The organism is Limnoglobus sp. (genome assembly GCF_059499385.1).
In genome coordinates this window covers 170,485-188,699 of sequence record NZ_JCABYM010000111.1, presented here as the reverse complement: position 1 = coordinate 188,699, position 18,215 = coordinate 170,485, and the positions used below count along the sequence as shown (strand labels likewise).

The window sequence follows — 18,215 nt, the reverse complement described above, 5'->3', positions numbered from 1 at the left end:
GAAAGGAAACGGCGGACGCCAACCGGCGTCCGCCGCGGTGGTGGTTGTCCGTTAGCCTTGAATCTCAACGTCGTCGCCGTCGCCGCCGTCGAGCACGTCCAGGCCCGACCCGCCGACGAGCACGTCGTCGCCGGCCCCGCCGATCAGAACGTCGTTGCCCTCGCCGCCGACCAGCACGTCGTTGCCGTCGCCGCCGTCGGCCGTCAACTGGATCGCGCCGGCGGCCAGGCCGGACGCCTCGACCACGTCGTCCCCGGCCAGCGCGTTCACGGCCAGCCGGTCGTTCGCGGCTTGCGCCCCGGTGATGTTCACCTGGGCCGCCAAGCCGAACACGCTCGTCCCGGCCGCGTCCCCGACCACGAGGGCCACGTCGTCCCCGTTCGTACCTCGTACGGTCACCGTGTCGGCCGCGGCAACGCCCTCACTGAGGTTCAGGTTGATCTCCGTCACGTCCGTACCGGACAGGTCGTTGACGACGATGTTGTCCGCCCCGCCCAGGGCGTTGAACGTGATGGCTTCCGTGTCGTTCAGGTCCATCACGACGTTGGCGATGTCGCGGAAGAAGATGACCCGCCCGCCGTTGGCGGAGATGTTGATGTTCTCGGACACGTTCGCGCCGTTGAACACCATCTCGTCGAACCCGGCCTGCCCTTCGAGCGTGTCGTTGTCGTCGCCGGGGTTCCACACGAACACGTCGTCCCCGGCCCCCATCAGCGCCACGTCGTTGCCGTCACCGCCGTTGATGAGGTCGTCCCCCTCGCTGCCGATGAACACGTCGTTGCCCAGGCCGCCGTTCATCGTGAGCCGGATGCCGTCCGCTTCCAGCGACTGCGCGTTAATCACGTCGTCCCCGCCCAGGCCGTTGAGCGTCAGCCGGTCGTTCGCCTGCTCCTGGAAGAAGACGTTGACCTTCGCCGACAGGCCGAAGACGCTGACCCCGCCGGCGTCGCCGGCCGCCCCGAACTGGTCGGCCCCGTTCGTGCCGTTGACGGTCACGGTGTCGGCGGCCCCGTCCCCGCCCCCGTTCGGCCCGCGGAGGTCGAGGCTCACGTCCTTCGCGTCCGTGCCGGACAGGTCGCCGACGACGACGTTGTCCGCCCCGCCGAGCGCCCGGAACTCGATCGCCTCCACGTCGTCCAGGTCCATCGTGACGTTCGCCACGTCGCGGAAGAAGATGACCCGCCCGCCGTTGGCCGAGACGTTGATGTTCTCGCTGGCGTTGCTGCCGAAGAACAGCATGAGGTCCTTGCCGTCTTGGCCCTCGATGGTGTCGTTGCCGTCGCCCGGGTCCCACTGGAACACGTCGTCGCCCGCCCCGAGGAGGGCCACGTCGTTGCCGTTGTCGCCGAAGACGAAGTCGTTCCCATCGCCGCCGAGGAACACGTCCGCCCCCTGGCTGCCGAGGAGGGTGTCGTTCCCGGCCCCGCCGTCGAGGGTCAGCTTCACGACGCCGGCCGGCGTGGTCGTCGCCGTCACCCCGTCGTTCCCGCCGAGGGCGTTGATGACGAGGGAATCGTTCGCCCCTTCCGTCCCGGCCAGCGACACGACCGCGTGCAGCCCGACGACGGCCGCCAACGAACCGGCCCCGAACACGTCGATGATGTCGTTCCCGTTCGTGCCGTTCACGATCACCACGTCGGCCGCGCCGTCGCCGGCCTCGCCTCCGATCGTGCCGGACTGGAGGACGTTGACCTCCACCAGGTCCGTGCCGCTCAGGTCATTGATGGTCGTCGTGTCGGTCCCGGCGAGGGTGTTCAGGTCGATGGCCTCCACGTCGTCGAGGTCCATGACGATGTTGCCGAGGTTCCGGGTGAACAGCACCCGGCCGCCGTTGGCCGACGCGGCGAAGATTTCGTTCCCCGCGCTGCCGTTGAACAGCATCGTGTCCCGGCCGTCCTGCCCCTCGACGATGTCGCTGCCGTCGCCCGGATCCCACTGGAACACGTCGTCGCCGGCCCCCATGAACGCCACGTCGTTCCCTTGCTGGCCGTCGATGAAGTCGTTGCCGTCGCCGCCCCGCAGGAGGTCGATCCCGTTGCTGCCGAGGATGGTGTCGTTGCCGGTCCCGCCGTCCACCGTGATCTTGATGAGCGCGGCCAGGTTGCCGGTGGCGGAGAACTTGTCATCCCCGCCGTTCATGTTGACGACCAGGTTCTCGGACGTGCCGATGTCGATGGCGAACGGGGCCGGGTCGAGCCGGTCGAACCGGACGCGGGTTCCGTTCGCCGTCACGGTGAACGTCTCCGTCCCGTTGCCGCCGATCACCTCGACGGTGTCGTTCCCGGCCCCGCCCTCGTTCAGGTCGGTGTCGTCGCCCGGATTCCAGACCATGCGGTCGTCGCCGGACTCGCCGAACACCTGGTCGTCCGCGTCGCCGCCGGTCAGCACGTCGTTCTCCGTGCCGCCGAACAGGAAGTCGGTCCCGCCCTTGCCCAGCAGCGTGTCGTTTCCGGACTGGCCGAACAGCATGTCGGTCCCGCTGCCGCCGGTCAACACGTCGTTGCCGGTCCCGCCGAACAGGTTCGCCCGCGGCAGCGCGCCGTTCGTCTCACTCAGCGTGATCGTGTCGTTCCCACCGAGGCCGAAGACCTGAATCTGCGCCGTGTTCGCCACGGTCGGCGTGCCACCGAGGACCGGGACGGCCCCGCCGTTGACCAGTAGGTTGCCGGCCGCGTTGCGGCTGACCGTGACGTTGTTGTCCAGGTTGTCGCCGAAAACGGACAGGATGCCGCCGGCGAATGGGGTAAATGTGGCGATGACGGCCGGAACCTCGCGGCCCTCCAGCGGCGTCAGGCTCGGCGCGAACCGGCTCGGCTGCGGCGTCTTCCGCCCGGTCCGGCGGCGGGAGCCGCGAAGCAGGGCCTTGAACATGTCGCGTAACATTCTCGTCTTCTCCGGTGTCTGGGGCGACGGTGGGAAAGCAGTCGATCGGGACGCCGTTCGGGTACAATGATCGGGTTCGTCGGATCGTTCGGTGCTCACCCGTCAATCCGGGCCGGATCAAAACCCGGCCAAGATTTTCGGAGAACTTTTTCCGAGGCGGCGGAATGTCGATTCACGACTCGTTCGCTGAGCTGATGGCGCGGCTAAAGAGCGACGAGGACGCGGCCGCGCGGATGGTGTTGGAGCGGTTCACCCGCCGGCTCGTCGGCCTGGCGCGGGTGTCCCTGGACGCGCGGCTGCAACAGAAGGTCGATCCCGAGGATTTGGTGCAATCCGCCTACAAGAGCTTCTTCGTAAGGCATCGGGGGGGCGAGTTGGAGATCGGCGGGTGGGACGGCCTCTGGGGCCTGCTCACGCTCATCACCGTGCGGAAGTGCGCCGACCGGGCCGCGTTCTTCCGCGCCGAGAAGCGGGACGTGCGGCGGGAAATCGTCACCGACGGCGACAGCTTCGCCACCCCGTTGAACGAGTTGGTCCTCGACCGCGACCCGCGGCCGGAAGAAGCCGTGCAGTTGTCCGAGATGGTCGAAGGGCTGTTCCAATCCATCGACGACGCCGACGAGCGGGCGATCCTGGAATTGAGCCTCCAGGGGTACACGGCGGCCGAGATTAGCGAACAGACGGGCCGTGCCGAGCGGTCGGTCCGGCGGCTGCGGGAGCGGACGCGGAAACGGTTAGAACGGATGCAGGCGGAGGTCTAAACTTACCCTTTCGCCCACCACCGCCGCGACGCGGCGATGACGGGATTTCCTTCCAATGGGCAAGCCGGACGCGGACCACGAGAGCATTTGGGCCGAGCACGAGGCGGTCATCCGTTGCTTCGAGGACGCCTGGAAGAGCGGCGGCCGGCCCGACCCCTTCTCGTTCATCCCGACGAACACCCGCGACGCCGACCCGCTGCTCGCCGAGTTGGTGCAGATCGACCTGGAGTTCCGCTTCCGCGCCGGCGAGCGGCCGCGGGTGGAGGACTACACGGCCCGCTACCCGCAACTCGCAACGGGCGAGCGGCTCCTCGACCTGATCGCGAGCGAGCGGTCGCACCGGGCGGGGACCGCGTCGCCGTTAAGGGAAGACGAATTCGTCGCCCGCTTCCCGGAGTTGAAGGGCCGGCTGGCGACCCTCTTCGACGTGAAGACCGAGAACCAGCGGACGGCCGCGCACGTCCCCCGACAAGATTCTCCTACGCCGACCGCCCGGCCGGCCATCGCGGGGTACGAGATCACGGCCGAACTGGGGCACGGCGGGATGGGCGTCGTCTACCGGGCGGAGCAGTCGCCGCTCGGCCGGGCCGTGGCCGTGAAGACCGTGGCCGGCGTCGTCAGCGAGCGAACGCGGGCGCGGTTCCGCCGCGAGGCCGAGGCGATGGCCCGGCTCGACCACCCGAACATTGTGCCGATCTACGAGGTCGGCGAGTGGTCGAACGCCGGGCAACTCGTGCCGTACTTCGTGATGAAGCTCTACCCCGGCGGCAGCCTCGACGCCGACGCGGGGGCGAAGACGCCGCCGGAGAAGCACGTCCGGACCGTCGAGACGATCGCGCGGGCCGTCCACCACGCGCACCAGCGGGGCGTGCTGCACCGCGACCTCAAGCCGTCGAACATCCTGCTCGACGAGACGGGCGAGCCGGCCGTCGCCGACTTCGGCCTCGCCGGGTGGTACGACCCGAACGACCCGAAGCCGCTGACGGAAACGATCGTCGGCACGCCGGCGTTCATGGCCCCGGAGCAGGCCCGCGACCCCGGCCGGGTGACGACGGCCGCCGACGTGTACGGCCTCGGCGCGATCCTCTACCACCTGCTCACCGGCCGCCCGCCGATCGAAGGCCCGTCGCCCATCGCCATCCTCGAGCAGTTGTGCGTCCAGTACCCGAGCAAGCCGTCGTCGATGAACCCGGCCATCTCGCGGGACCTCGAAACGATCTGCTTGAAGTGCCTCGAAAAGGACCCGATGCACCGGTACGCGAGCGCGGGCGCGCTGGCGGACGACCTCGCCCGGCTGCGGCAAGGCCGGTCGATCTCCGCCCGCCGCCCGTCCGTGTGGGAGCAGGCGTGGCGGACCGTCCGCCGCCACCCGATCATCACCGGACTGACGGCGCTCACCGTGCTCTCCCTCCTCGGCATGGTCGCGACGCTCGCGGTGAGTTACTTCCGAATCCGCGAACAGAAGAACGAGACGGCGACGCTCCTCGACCGCGAGCAGAAGGCCCTCTACCTGGAACGGGTCGCGTCGGCCGCGCGGCTGTACCAGATGAACCACCTCGAGCAGGCGTGGCACACGCTCGACGAGTGCCCGCCGACCCGCCGGGATTGGGAGTGGTACTACCTCGACGGCCTCCGCCGGGCGACCGCCGTGGTCCGCCGCGGCCACGCGAACGGCGTCGTCGCGACGGCGTTCCTGGCGGACGGCCGCGTCGTCACCGCGGACGGGGCCGGCGAGGTCCGCGTCTGGGCGAACGACGAGCGGCCGACGTACCTGGACGTTCGCGGGTCGATGCTCTCGGCCCACCCGACAAAGAACTGGTTGGCCGTGGTGGACAAGGACAAGGAACTGAGCGTTTGGGACGCGGACGCGAAGACGGCTCTGTTCAAAACCCCCGCCACCAGCTGGGTGGGCTTCAGCCCCGACGGGAGTACGCTGGCGACCGCGGATGGGGTTCATCTAAAACTCTGGCAGGTCGGGACGTGGCAACCACTCGGCCCGTTAATCGGACACGCGCAAGCGGTCGTCACCGGCGTCTTCAGCCTAGATAGTAAGCTGATGTTCACGTCCGGCCAGGATCGGGTGGTCCGCCGCTGGGACCTCGCCACGCGAACGCCCGTCGGCAAACCGCTGGAGCGGCCCGCGGTCGTGCAGGCCCTCGCCCTCACGGCCGACGGCAAGACGCTGATCGAGGCGATGCCGACGTTGGTCCAGTTCACGGACGTTGAAACCGGCCTGGCGGTTCGGACGGCCGAGAACCTGACCGGCCGCCCGTGCCTCGCGACCGGTCCCGATTCCGCGGCCGTTTTGATGAACACGCCGACCGGCGAGTTGCTGGTCCGGCACGTCGGCACGGGGCACACGCTGCGGGCCTACCGCGGGCACGGCGGCGCGATCTACTCGGTCGCGGTCAGCCGGGACGGGAGCCGCTTCGCCACCGGGGGGGCCGACAACACCCTCCGCATCTGGGACGTGAAGCAGTCCACGGAGTTCGCGAAGGTGGCCGACCTCGGCGACCGGGCCGGCAGCCTGACGATCACCGGCGACGGCAAGCAGTTGGTCGTCGCCCCGCGGCCGTTCAGCAGCTACGGCGAGGACGAGGTCCGCGTCTACGACCCGACCACCGCGACGGAAACGGCCCGCGTCCCCGGACGGGGCGAGGCCGCGATCGACCACGGCGGCCGGTGGCTGGCGGCCGGCCGCGGGTCCGGCGATGTCGTCATCCGCGACGCCAAGACCGGGGCCGAGTTGAAGACGCTCGCGACCCGAACGTCCATCACCCGCATCCGGTTCAGCCCGACGGGGATGTTCCTGGCCCTCGGGGATTTGCAGGGGAACGTCCGCGTTTGGAACACGCTATCCTGGGCGGCGAGCGAGCCGTTGACCAAACTGGAAGGCCCGATCTACACGCTGTCCTGGGCACCGACCGGCGACCGGCTGGCCGTGAGCGGGACGGACCGAATCGAGGTTTGGGACGTGGCCAACCGGGTTCTCGAAAAGACCATCCCCACCGATCAGGTGACCCTGGCGCTCGACTTCAGCCCGAACGGGTACACGATTGCCGTGGCCGGACGGAATCGGACGCTGAGCCTCTTGGACGTTCGCACCGGGGAGGTGGCGAAGGCGTTCATCGGCAACCCGAGCCTGACGAACGCGGTCGCGTTCCACCCGTCGGCCTCCCGGCTAGCGACGGCCGGGGTGGACGGCATGATCCGGTTGTGGGACACCGATTCCGGCAAGGAGCTGCTCACCCTCGACGGCGGCAACTCCGACCTCGTCGGCCTCGTCTGGTCCGCGGACGGGCAGCGGCTCTACTCGTCCGGGACGACCCTCCGCGGCTGGATCGCGGAACGATGAATGAAATTTCTTGCCGACAACTGGACGACACGAATCGCAGGAATGCGGTCGCGGATGAGTTCTACGTTCGGAAAGAAAGGGGCGAGAGGGACGACGCGCGGGGGTGAGCAAATCGCCGCTCACGGCGGGTCCGGGTTCCACCGGTACAACACCAGCCACACGGCCAGCGCCGACACCAGGCACACCGTGTCGGTCACGCGAGCGACCGCGGCGCGTGCCAGCGGCCAGAACCGGTTGTGGTGTGTTTCCCCGGCGAGCATCAAGGTTGCCATGAGGATGTCCCCCGTTACCCCCACATCTTCAACGATTTGGGAGTGGCAACCGGTGTGCCCGATTCACGCCATTTCTCAGCCTTGTAAACCCTGTTTACAAGGCAACACCATGAAAACTCGCCGGGGCATGAAATCACCCGACGAAGACCCCGGCGGTGAGGGTTGAGACCCCGAACGGGTCGAGTTCCTGGTCGGCGGCCCCGTTCGCCAGGAGCGTCGGCGCGCGGTAGACGCGGACGCGGGACGGTTCCCGCTCGCCGCTGCCGGCGAGGAGGTCGGCCCGGCCGTCGCCGTCCACGTCGCGGAGGGCGGGGCGGACGCCGCCGCGAAGGGCCGGGTTGCCGGCGAAGAAGTTCGCCAGCCCGACGCCGGCCGCGGCCGCGTCGTCCAGCGACGCCGGGCGGACGGCCATCAGCCGGGCGGCGCTGACGATCCGGATGCGCGGCCCGCCGCTCGGCCCGCCGCCGAACGCAAGGTCGGCCTTGCCGTCCCCGTCCACGTCGCCGACGGCCACGAACGCGCCGTTGCGGAGCGTGGCCTCGAACGCGAAGAAGTCCGGGACGAGTCGAACCACGCCCTGGCCGACGCCGATCGGCTGGCCGTCGTAGACGGCGATCCGCGGGCCGCCGCGGAACCCGGCGGACACGACCAGGTCGGGCGTGCCGTCGCCGTCCACGTCCCCGGCCGCGGCGCGTGCGCCGCCGCGGAAGTTCGGGTCCTCGATGCCGAAGAACCGGTTCACCTGCCCGCCGGCGCTGTTGAACACGGCCACGACCGGGCCGCCGCCGCGGTCCGGGGTGACGATGACCTCGGACTTGCCGTCGCCGTTCAGGTCGGCCCCGGCGACGAACACGCCGCCGGTGAACGTTTTCTCGAACGCGAGCAGGTTGAAGACGGTCGCGCCGCTGACGCCGTCGATGACGAGGACGCGGGGTTCGCTCCCCGGCCCGGCCCCGGCGATGATGTCCGCCACGCCGTCGCCGGTCACGTCCGCGCCGGCGGGCCGCACGTCGCCGGTGAAGCCGGGGATCGGCATGAGCGTGTTGCCGAGCGTGTACGAGCCGGACACGGGGTTTAGCAACCGGACCAGCCCGCCCTGCCCGCCGACGACGGCCGGACCGATGTTCGGCCCCGACCCGTTGCCGTCGCCGCCGCTTCCACCACCCCCTCCGCCGCCACCGCCGCCACCGCCACCGTCACCCCCCCCGCCAGAACTGCCGCCGCCCCCGCCGAGTGGGAGGTCGCCGAGCAACTTGATGACCTCCGGCTTGTTACCCGCGACGGCGATCGACCGGTTCGGGTTGTTCGTGCCGACGATCACGATCTCCCCGCGGTCGTTCGTCGCCACCGCGCCGGTGAGGTCGGTGCCGCCGAAATCGTAGGTGCGGACCGCCCCCCCGTTGAACGCCGGGTCCGGGGCGAGCGTGTCGGCGGCCAGCCGCGTGGCGACGACGGACCCGGTGCTGCTCACCGTCCCGCCGGTGCTCGTCGTACCGACGAGGACGACGCGGCCCTGCGGGTCGAGCGTGATCCGGTCGTAGGGCGTGCCGGCCCCGAGCCGCACGGCCGTGCGGGCCTGCTCGTTCAGGTTGGCGTCCAACCGCAGCACGCCGATCTTGGCGTCGGTCGTCGTCGTCAGGATCGACCCGCCGACCACGACGGACCCGGTCGTCGGGTTCACGGCCACCCGGTTGGCGATGGCCCCGAGCAGCGGGCCGGGGACGGTCGGCGTCCAGTCGAAAGACTTCGCCACCACGCCGCCGAGGTCGGGGTTGAGCCGGGCCACGACGAACGTGCTGCCGCCGCCCGGCCCGGCGACGAACAGCTGGCCGGCCGCGTTCACCGCGAGCGCGTAGGCCGCGCCGAGGGCCGGGGCGACCTCGCCGACGAAGTTCAGGGCCGCGTCGTACCGGTAAACGGCGAACGTCTGCCCGGTCACCCCGCCGGCCAGGTAGATGTCGCCGGTGGACGGGTTCACGCCGATGGTGTTCGCCTCGTTGTTCCCGCCGGCCCCGCCGAGGTCGCGGGTGCGGACCGTCGCCGTCGCGCCGTCGGCCGAGACGCGGACGAGGGCGGCGTCCGCCTTGCCGTTCGCGTCCGTCGTCCGCCCGGCGACGAGGATCGTGCCGTCGGCTAGCACCGTGACCGCGTTCCCGGCGTCGGCCCCGCCGTTGACATCGATTGTCTTGATCCCGTCGCCGTCGAACGTCCGGTCCGGCGTCCCGTTCGCGTTGAACCGGGCGACGAGGATGTCCGTGCCGGGGTTCGTCACCGTGCCGACGGCAACGATCTTGTCTCCGGCCACGACCGTCACGTCGTTGAAGACCGCCTCCCCGGCGGTCGTGAGGATCACCCGCCCGCCGGCGGCGAAGGTGGCGTCCAGGTCGCCGGCGGCGGGGGCCAGCCGGTCTTCGAGGGCGGTCACGGTCGGGACGAATCGCGGGTTCGCGTCCATGAATGAGTCCTTTGTGTCGAGCGACGATGTCAATTCGGAAGGGGCGAACCGGCGAGTGTTTTTACGACGCGGGCGGGGTTCCCGGCAACGACGCAGTCCGGCGGCACGTCGCGGGTGACGACCGACCGGGCCGCGATGATCGCCCGGTCGCCGACGGTCACGCCCTTGAGGATGACCGCCCCGGCCCCGACCCACACGTCGTCCCCGAGGGCGACGGGGGCGACCTGCTCCGGCGGCGTCGGCAGCGCGGCCCGGCGGTCGGCGGCGTCCAGCGGATGGCCGTCCAGGTCATAGATCAGGGCACCGCCCGCGAGCAAGCAGTGCCGGCCGATACGGACCGAACGCGCGACGAAGAACCCGCACCCGTGGCCGACGAACGTGCCGTCGCCGATGACGAGTTCCGGCGGCGCGGCCCCGGCCCGGCCGAACGCGATGCTCGGCTTCCCGGACAGCCGCACGTTGTCCCCGATCACGATCCGGCCCTGGCCCTGGATGTACGGCAGGTCCTCCATCCAGAACCCGGCCCCGACGGATTCGCACTGCCCACGGAAAAGCGGCTCGAACCAGAAAAACCGCTTCGCCCAAATCAGCCCCTCGCGAACGGCGACGTGGACGCGGTAGAGGAACCGCGCGACCGGGCGGGTGATCGCATTCACCGGCAGGTGGAAGGACAGCACGGCCTTCGCCGTCCGTTTCATCGGCCCCCAGACCGGCCCCTGCCCCCGGCGAATCGCGGCCGTCCAGCTCATGGCGCTGCCCCCCGGCGGGTCATCATCCGCACCAACGACCGGGCCAGCAGCCGACCGCGGACGCAGGGCAACTTTACCTCGTCCCGCGGGAGCGGGACCGGCCACACGGCCAGCGCCTTCGCCGCCCGGACCGCCGCCGCCGCCGGCCGGCCGGCCGTCAGGTACGTGTACGCCGACGACAGCAGCATGTGCGCCCTCGCCTTCCGCCGGAGTTTCCACCGGCCCCGCAGCTCCGGGAGCGCGAACGACCGGTCGATCACGACGCGGTCGAAGTGTTCCATCCGCTCCGGGTGGCGGGACATACTCCCCGGCGTCTGCCGAATCCACGTCAGCGGCGCGGCCACGACCGCGGCCGGGAACTTGGCGCACACCCGCACCCACATGTCGCGGTCTTCCACCGACCGCAGCGCCGTGTCGAAGTCGCCGACCGCGTCGAAACAATCGCGGCGGACGAGAACGCTACTGGGGGCGAAGAACGTCCGCACGGCGACGGCCCCGGCCGTCACCGGCACGACCGGCGGTGCGGCCGGGATGTCGGCCCACGCCACCGGCTCGTCCGAGAACGCGGCGGTGGCCGCCAGTTTCAACTTCGGGTCCGCCGCGAGCGCGGCGAGTTGTAGTTCGAGTTTGCGGGGGTGGAAGGCGTCGTCCGAGTCGAGGAACGCGACCCACTCGCCGCGAGCCTCGCGGATGCCGGTGTTGCGGGCGGCGGACAGCCCTTGATTCTCTTTGCGAATCGCGCGAATGCGGTCGCCGTACTTCGCGAGGACGGCCGGCGTGTCGTCCGTGCTGCCGTCGTCGATGACGACGACTTCGAGTGGCGGCGCGGTCTGTGCGAGCGCGCTGTCGATCGCGTCGCCGACGTACCGGGCGTAGTTGTACGTCGGGATCACTACGCTGACGGTCGGCCCGGTCATGACGCCCTCCCCGCGGTTCGGCGGACGACCTGTTCGTAGAAGGCCGCCGCGTCCGCGGCCATTCGGTCGGAACTGAACCGCGCCTCAACGTCGGCGCGGCCCGCCGCGCCGAGTTTCATTCGCAGGCTTTCGTTCGTAAGCAACCGGACCAGCGCTGCGGACAGCTGCGTCGCGTCGGCGGGCGGGACGAGCAGGCCGGTCTCGTCGTGCTTCACCACTTCGGGGATGCCACCCGCCGTCGTGCCGACGACCGGCGTGCCCCACCGCATCGCTTCCGGGAAGACGAGGCCGAACGACTCGTACAGCGACGGCGCGACGAACACGTCGGCCGACTGCAGCCAGCGGTCCACGTCCGGCTGCGGCAACCGGCCGGAGAGTGTGACGCGCTCTTGGACCGCGGCCGGGAACTCTTGCTTCAAGTAGTCCGCGTGCGTCCGGTTGCCGGGGCAGTGCGGGCGGTCGGAGCCGATGAACACGAACCGCGCGTCGGGAACTTTCGCCAACACCTGCCGGACCGCCTGCAACAGTTCGGGCGTCCCCTTGCGGCGTTCCATCCGACCGAGGAACACGACCGTCGGCGGGCCGGGCGGCCGCGGCGGGCGGACCCACTCGCGGAAGACCGGCACGCCGTGCGGCACGACCGCGATGCGGTCTTCCGGCACGCCGACCTCTTCCGCCATCGCGCGGCGGTGGGCGGCGCTGTGCGTGACGAGCGCGGCCGCGCGGCGGGCCTGCCGACGTTCTCGCCACACGTCCCACCGCAACCGGCGGGTGTCCGGCAGGCCGTCGATCAGCTGCGTCTCTTTCGCGGACGTGTGCAGCCGCACCACGGTCGCGGTCGGGCCGACCGCCTGATAGACGAGGCCGAGGCCGTCCCAGTTCGGGAATTCGACGAGGTCGAGCTTCTCCCGCTTCGCCACATGCCGCACCGCGCGGCCGACCCGCCAGCACGCCCCCGCGCCGGGGAAGAACCGGTCCACCAGCGGCAGGTGGTTCGCGCGGCAGGTGTGGACCGTCACCGGGCCGTCGGTCGCGGCGTCGCCGTCGGCGGGCGTGACGACATGGACGCGAACCCCCAAGCGGCTCAGCCCGTGGGCCAGGTCGCGGGTGTACGTCCCGATCCCGCCGTCCCCGCTGACGCCGGGGTACGTCGGGGTGAAGAACCCGATCCGCATCAACTCAACCTCACGCAAGGACCCTGCTTTCCGTGGAACCCTGAGCGGAAGCGACGGGGTGTTAGTCACTCACCCCGTCGCTTCCGCTCAGGGTTCCACAACCGCAGACGCATCACGCCACCACTACCGGCTCGCCCCGCGCCTTCGCGACATCCAACGCCTCGCGGTAGACGGCCAGCGTCGCCTTCGCCGTCGCCGCCCAGGTGAACGCCGCCGCCCGCTGCCGCCCGGCGTCCGCCAGCTTCGCGCGAGCCGCGTCGTCGGTTCGGAGCGTGTGAACTGCCCGCGCGATCTCGTCTTCAGAGAACGGGTCCACGGCTAGCCCCGCGTCGCCGACCAGTTCGCCGGACGCGCCGACGTTCGCCACCACCGCCGGCGTGCCGCACGCCATCGATTCCAACGGCGTGAACCCGAACCCTTCCGTCAGCGCGACGTGTACCAGCCCCCGCGCCGCGGCGTACAGCCCCGGCAGCGCGCCGTCCGGCACGTACCCGATCGGCCGCACCCGCCCGTCGCCGGCGGCCAGCACGTCCTTCAGCGCCGGGTGGTCGTGCCCCTTCGCCCCGGCCAGCACGAGCGGGCAGTCGGCGTCCGGCGGCACGGCCGCGAGGTACGCCTTCACCATTCGGTCCACGTTCTTCCGCCGCTCCAGCGACCCGACGAACAGGAAGTACCGCCCGGCCGTCAGCCCGTGGGTCGCGAGCAACTCCTGCGGCAGCGGCACGTCCGGGTGGAACATGGCGTGGTCGATGCCGTAGTACGTGACCCGGAGCTTTTCCGCCGGCACGTTCGTCAGGCGAAGGATGTCGTCGCGGACGGCCCGGCACGGAACGGCGATCAGGTCCGCGTACTTTCGGTGCCCCTCGACGAGGGCCGCGTGCGTCTCCGTACTCATCAAGCACGAGCCGGGATAGAGGGCCGGGATCATATCGATGATGGAACCCACCGTCGCGCGGCAGCGTGGCCGGCTGCGGGACACGGTGACGGCGTGGTACACGTCGCACCCGGCGACGGCCCGGCTCATCAGCCCGCGGCGGACCCACGGCCGGTACACCAGCGGCACGAGCTTGTCCCACGGCACGTACCGCCCGCGGCGGCGGCTCATCCCGTCCAGCACGTCCACCCGCGACGTGAGCGGCCCGGTCCGAACCCGCGCGCCGGTCGCCCGGACTTCGTCCAGCAACTCCTCCGCCAGCGGCTCGAACACCGGGACGCGGACGGCCCCCTTCGGTAGCGACTCGGCGAGGCCGCGGGCCAGCTCGACCCCGTACCGCCACGTCCCGCCGCGGGGGTTCGCCGCCCCGGTAAAGTCCACCGCCACGCGCATCGACTAGGCCCCCACCAGTTCGGATTGCTTCCGCTTCACTGCCGCGCGGATCGCCGCGAGGTACAACTCGGCCGTGTGCGTCCAGGAAAACTCGGCCGCCCGCCTCAGCCCGCGGGCCGACAGGTCGGCTTGAAGCGTCGGATTCGTTAACACCCGCTCGAGCGCGTCCGCGATCTCCGTCGGCCGGTCCGGGCGAACGAGTAGCCCGGCGTCGCCAACGACTTCGGGTAGGGAGGTCGCGTCCGCGGCGATCGTCGGCGCGCCGCACGCCATCGCTTCCAGCGGCGGCAGCCCGAACCCTTCGTACAGCGACGGGTAGACGAACGCCGCCGCCCCGTTGTAGAGCGCCGCCAGGTCCGGGACGCGGCCGAGGAACTTCACCCGGTCGGCGATACCGAGTTCGCCCGGCAGGGCGACGATGCCTTCGCTCATCCACCCGGTCGGCCCGGCGACGGCCAGCTGGAGTTGCGGCACGCCGGGGCGGTTCAGGTACTGGGCGTACCCGCGGAACAGCGCCGCGTGGTTCTTTCGCGGCTCCAGCGTGCCGACGGTCAGCACGTACCGCCCGTACTCCAGGCCGTGCGGCGCGAGCTTCTCCCGAACATCCGCCTCCGGCAGCCGGCGGTAGCAATCCGCCGCCGCGAGCGGGACTGCTTGCACCACGTCCGGCCGGAGGCCGAGTTCGGCGACCGCTTCCTGGCGCGTGTGTTCCGAGTACGTGAATGCCACGTCCGCGTGCCGGCGGGCGGCGGCGAACACCTCGGCCCAGTGCTCGCGGTTCGCGGCCGTGTGGTGCTCCGGCGTGCGGAGGACGGTCAGGTCCGGGATCAGATACGCATTCACCCGGCGGCGGGACGCGCGATACCACGGGCAGGTGAACGTCAGCAGGGCGTCCACCCGGTTCACCCCGGACCGCACGGCGGCGGCCCAAGCCCGCACGGCGTACAGGCGGCCGCGGGGCCGGTCGAACCCCCGCACCGGGAACGCGATGCCGTGGTCGGCCGCGACCCGCTCGGCCGCGGCGCGGGCCGCCCGCCCGCCGGCCACGAACAGCACGACATCGGCCTTCAGTGCCGTTAACCCGCGGAGCAACCCGACCGCGTGGTAGAACAGGCCGGCCCGCTGCTCGTCGTGCGTGAAGTGGTGAACGTCGATGCCCAGCCTCATGCCCGCACCGCCCCTTCCGGGGCCGACCCCTTCGCGCGGATCGCGGCCCGCGTCGCCGCGAGGTAGCCGGCAGCCGTCCGGTCCCAGGTGAACCCGGCCGCTCGCGCGAGGGCGCGACGGGCGAGGTCGTCCCGGTACGGCCGGTCGGTCAGCACCCGCTCGAGTTGCGTCGCGAGGGTCGCGTCATCGCCGGGCGGGAACAGCAGCCCGGCGTCCCCGACGACTTCGGGCAGCGAGGTCGCGTCGGCCGCGAGGGTGGGCGCGCCGCACGCCATCGCTTCGAGCGGCGGCAGGCCGAATCCCTCGTACCGGGACGGGAACACGAACGCGGCCGCGGCCGCGTACAACTCAGGCAGTCCGTCGGCGTAGCCGAGGTACGACACCCGATCGGCCACGCCGGACGTGCGAATCAGGTCAAGGACCGGCTCGCCACTCGCCCACTTGCCGCCGACCAGTACCAGTCGGTTCGGCAGGGCCGGGTCCTTCGCCAAGAGCCGGGCGAAGGCCCGGATCAGCGTCGGGTAGTCCTTCCGCGTTTCGAGCGTGCCGACCGACAGGACGAACGGCACCCCCGTCAGCCCGTACCGCGCGAGGACGGGGGCGACGGCGGCCGCGGGCCGGGGCGTGAACTCCGGGCCGGCCGCCAGCGGCACCACATGGATTCGCTCCGGCCGACCGCCGACACGGGCCCGCACGTCTTGCTTCGTGTGCTCACTCCAGACGACGATCGCGTCCCCGGCCCGCACCGCCGTTTCGTAATACTCGCGGCACCAGTCGGTGTAGCCCGGCTCGCCGTAGTCCACCGCCAGTGGGATCACGTCCGGCACGGTGTACACGTTCGCGGTCGCCGGGCTGTGCGGGACGAGCGAGTTCATCAGGTGCCACACGGCGTCCAGCCGGCCGAGCCGGCCGTACCGCAGCCACAGCCGGTAGCACCGCCGCGGGCGGCGGACGAGCTTCACCGGCGGCGTGCCGAACGCCCGGCCGAGGGCGGCCAACTGGTCGGGCGGGTACGTGCGGCCGGGCCGCGGCAGGGCCAGCGGGTGCGGCCGATGCCCGGCCGCCGTCACCGCCCGCGTCAGCCGTTGCAGGAAGAAGTACAGCCCGGTCGGGAAGTCCGAGTCGAGCGCCTTCTGTACGTCGATGCCGATCCGCATTCCCCCTCCAGGGTCACGACCCGGATTGAATCAACTCGCCGCCCCTTTCGATCACCGCCACCGCGTTGGCCACCGGCCCGTAGGGGGCCTTCGCCTCCGCCGCCGTTACCTCCCGCCAGCCGAGCCGGATCACGTCGCGGACGAGGAACCGCACGGCCGCCCCCGCCGGACGGGCGGTCCCGAACACCCATTCGTCCGCGACCGGGTTCAACCCGATGGGGATCGTGATGAGGAACGCCGCCGGTTGCTTGGCGAACTGCTCGACGGCGGCCCGGAACACGGCCGGGTCTTTCGGCAGCCCGTAGTCGCCGTGGCCGAAGTGCTCCAGGGTGGACACGCACAGCACCCACGCCCCGGTCAGGTCCACGTCCCCCATCACGCACCGGTCGGTGACCTGCTCGTGCTCGTCGGCCGGATCGACGACCCGTGCCACCCGCCCCGGCCAGTAGTACGGGGTGACGGCCCCGACCTCGATTACCTTCCCCTTGGGGGCGCGGCGGAGCCACGCGTCCGCGAGGGCCAGCTCCACCGTCCGCTCGGTGGCGAACGCGCCGGGGAACCCGCAGTTGTGGTGATGGATGAAGTACGGGTAGTCGCGGCCGGCGAACCGGAACGTTTCCGCCGGCTTGCCGACCCCGCCGGAGCAGGCTTCGAGGACCGCCTCGTGCGTCAGCCGCAGCCGGGTCGGTTGAAGGATTCGGTTGGCCGCAGTCACGGCCGTCTTTCGCCAGCCCCTCATCGTTGGACCCCTTGTTCTTGATCGACGACCGACCACGCCCCCGGCAGGTACGTCGCCGCGACCCGCCCGTCGAGCGTCTTGCCCGTTTTGAACACGTCGGCCGGCGTCACCACCAGCCGACAGGCGTGCTCGATGCCGTCACCGCGGCCGTCGGCTGTCGCGTGGACGTTGACCCAGTACTCGCCCTCGGCCAGGTTCACCCACGGCACGTCGAGCCGGACCGTGCCCGCGGCCGGGGCCGGGTTCAGCAGGTCCGGGGCCTGGAACGTCGGCGAGAACGCGACCACCTTGCACCCGAAACCGTCCTCGATCACGATTCCGATCTTCAAGTCCTCGGCCGGTTCCGGCAAAGCGTAGCTCACGTCGAGCGTCAACCGCCCGCCCATCGGCAGCGTCGTCGTCGGTCGGCCGTCGCATCGGACGGCCAGCTTCGTCAGCACGGCCGCCGCGGCCGTGTGCCGGCGGTCGTTGCCGCGGAGGTCGAACTCGGACGCGTCGTCCGGAGCGGTCGTGCTCAGGTACCGGCGGATCTGCGTCCGCACGTCGCCGTCGCCGACCACCTTGCCCCGCTCCAAGAGGATGGCGCGGTCGCACAGGTTCTCGACGACCGCGAGGTTGTGGCTGACCACGAGCACCGTCATCCCGCTACGGCCGGCCGCCTTCATCTTCGCGATGCACTTCTTCTGGAACTCGGCGTCGCCGACGGCCAGCACCTCGTCCACGATCAGGATTTCCGGCTGCATGTGCGCCGCCACCGCGAACGCCAGCCGCACGTACATGCCGCTACTGTACCGCTTCACCGGCGTGTCCAGGAACTTCTCGACCTCGGCGAACGCGACGATCTCGTCGAACTTGCGGTCGATCTCCCGGCGGGACATGCCGAGGATGGAGCCGTTCAGGTACACGTTCTCGCGGCCGGACAGCTCCGGGTGGAACCCGGTGCCGACCTCAAGCAGCGAGCTGACGCGGCCGTCGAGTTCCGCCCGCCCGCCGGTCGGCCGGACGATGCGGGAGAGGATTTTCAACAGCGTGCTCTTGCCCGCGCCGTTGCGGCCGACGATGCCGACGACCTCGCCGCGGCCGATCTCGAACGACACGCCCTTGAGGGCCCAGAAGTCCTCGGCCGCCGCCCGACCCTCGCCGCGGAAGCGGGACATGATCGAGTCGCGGAGCGTGCGGTAGCCCCGCTCGCCGCCGTTGCCGGCGAGTTGGTACCGCTTCGTCACCTCGTCCACGCGAACCGCCGGGTACATGTCGG

General features: G+C 70.9%; 13 protein-coding genes. 2 read left to right on the top strand and 11 right to left on the bottom strand.

Annotation, left to right across the window (positions count from 1 at the left end; all coding sequences use genetic code 11):
- Positions 1 to 51: 51 nt before the first annotated feature.
- Positions 52 to 2,883, bottom strand: coding sequence for a beta strand repeat-containing protein (locus AC5JJ2_RS20580; protein WP_495859907.1), 2,832 nt, complete (start codon positions 2,881 to 2,883; stop codon positions 52 to 54).
- 164 nt (positions 2,884 to 3,047) lie between these two features.
- On the opposite strand from AC5JJ2_RS20580, the gene AC5JJ2_RS20575 reads away from it, so the two are divergent.
- Positions 3,048 to 3,644 (top strand): sigma-70 family RNA polymerase sigma factor, encoded by a 597-nt coding sequence (locus tag AC5JJ2_RS20575; protein WP_495859906.1) that lies wholly within the window; start codon positions 3,048 to 3,050, stop codon positions 3,642 to 3,644.
- A 55-nt stretch (positions 3,645 to 3,699) separates the two neighbouring features.
- Complete coding sequence (locus AC5JJ2_RS20570) at positions 3,700 to 6,999, top strand: WD40 repeat domain-containing serine/threonine protein kinase (protein WP_495859905.1); 3,300 nt, start codon at positions 3,700 to 3,702, stop codon at positions 6,997 to 6,999.
- 119 nt (positions 7,000 to 7,118) lie between these two features.
- Here the strand turns inward: AC5JJ2_RS20570 and AC5JJ2_RS20565 are convergent, their stop codons facing one another.
- From AC5JJ2_RS20565 to AC5JJ2_RS20520, 10 genes are all read right to left on the bottom strand, one after another.
- Positions 7,119 to 7,271 carry a hypothetical protein gene (locus AC5JJ2_RS20565; RefSeq protein WP_495859904.1) on the bottom strand — a complete coding sequence of 51 codons (153 nt, stop codon included), beginning with the start codon at positions 7,269 to 7,271 and terminating at the stop codon, positions 7,119 to 7,121.
- A 133-nt stretch (positions 7,272 to 7,404) separates the two neighbouring features.
- Positions 7,405 to 9,726 carry an FG-GAP-like repeat-containing protein gene (locus AC5JJ2_RS20560; protein WP_495859903.1) on the bottom strand — a complete coding sequence of 774 codons (2,322 nt, stop codon included), beginning with the start codon at positions 9,724 to 9,726 and terminating at the stop codon, positions 7,405 to 7,407.
- 29 nt (positions 9,727 to 9,755) lie between these two features.
- Positions 9,756 to 10,475 (bottom strand): acyltransferase, encoded by a 720-nt coding sequence (locus AC5JJ2_RS20555; RefSeq protein WP_495859902.1) that lies wholly within the window; start codon positions 10,473 to 10,475, stop codon positions 9,756 to 9,758.
- Positions 10,472 to 11,392, bottom strand: a complete 921-nt coding sequence (locus AC5JJ2_RS20550; RefSeq protein ID WP_495859901.1) for a glycosyltransferase family 2 protein — start codon at positions 11,390 to 11,392, stop codon at positions 10,472 to 10,474. Before AC5JJ2_RS20550 ends, AC5JJ2_RS20555 begins: the two co-directional genes overlap by 4 nt.
- Positions 11,389 to 12,567, bottom strand: a complete 1,179-nt coding sequence (locus AC5JJ2_RS20545; protein ID WP_495859900.1) for a glycosyltransferase family 4 protein — start codon at positions 12,565 to 12,567, stop codon at positions 11,389 to 11,391. The genes AC5JJ2_RS20550 and AC5JJ2_RS20545 overlap by 4 nt, the downstream gene beginning before the upstream one ends.
- Before the next feature lie 112 nt (positions 12,568 to 12,679).
- Positions 12,680 to 13,894 (bottom strand): glycosyltransferase family 4 protein, encoded by a 1,215-nt coding sequence (locus AC5JJ2_RS20540; protein WP_495859899.1) that lies wholly within the window; start codon positions 13,892 to 13,894, stop codon positions 12,680 to 12,682.
- 3 nt (positions 13,895 to 13,897) lie between these two features.
- Positions 13,898 to 15,061 (bottom strand): glycosyltransferase family 4 protein, encoded by a 1,164-nt coding sequence (locus AC5JJ2_RS20535; protein ID WP_495859898.1) that lies wholly within the window; start codon positions 15,059 to 15,061, stop codon positions 13,898 to 13,900.
- Positions 15,058 to 16,218 carry a glycosyltransferase family 4 protein gene (locus AC5JJ2_RS20530; RefSeq protein ID WP_495859897.1) on the bottom strand — a complete coding sequence of 387 codons (1,161 nt, stop codon included), beginning with the start codon at positions 16,216 to 16,218 and terminating at the stop codon, positions 15,058 to 15,060. Before AC5JJ2_RS20530 ends, AC5JJ2_RS20535 begins: the two co-directional genes overlap by 4 nt.
- A 13-nt stretch (positions 16,219 to 16,231) precedes the next feature.
- Positions 16,232 to 16,933 carry a hypothetical protein gene (locus tag AC5JJ2_RS20525; RefSeq protein WP_495859896.1) on the bottom strand — a complete coding sequence of 234 codons (702 nt, stop codon included), beginning with the start codon at positions 16,931 to 16,933 and terminating at the stop codon, positions 16,232 to 16,234.
- 20 nt (positions 16,934 to 16,953) lie between these two features.
- Entirely contained in the window at positions 16,954 to 18,210 is a 1,257-nt protein-coding gene (locus AC5JJ2_RS20520; protein ID WP_495859895.1) for an ABC transporter ATP-binding protein, read from the bottom strand.
- Positions 18,211 to 18,215 lie beyond the last annotated feature (5 nt).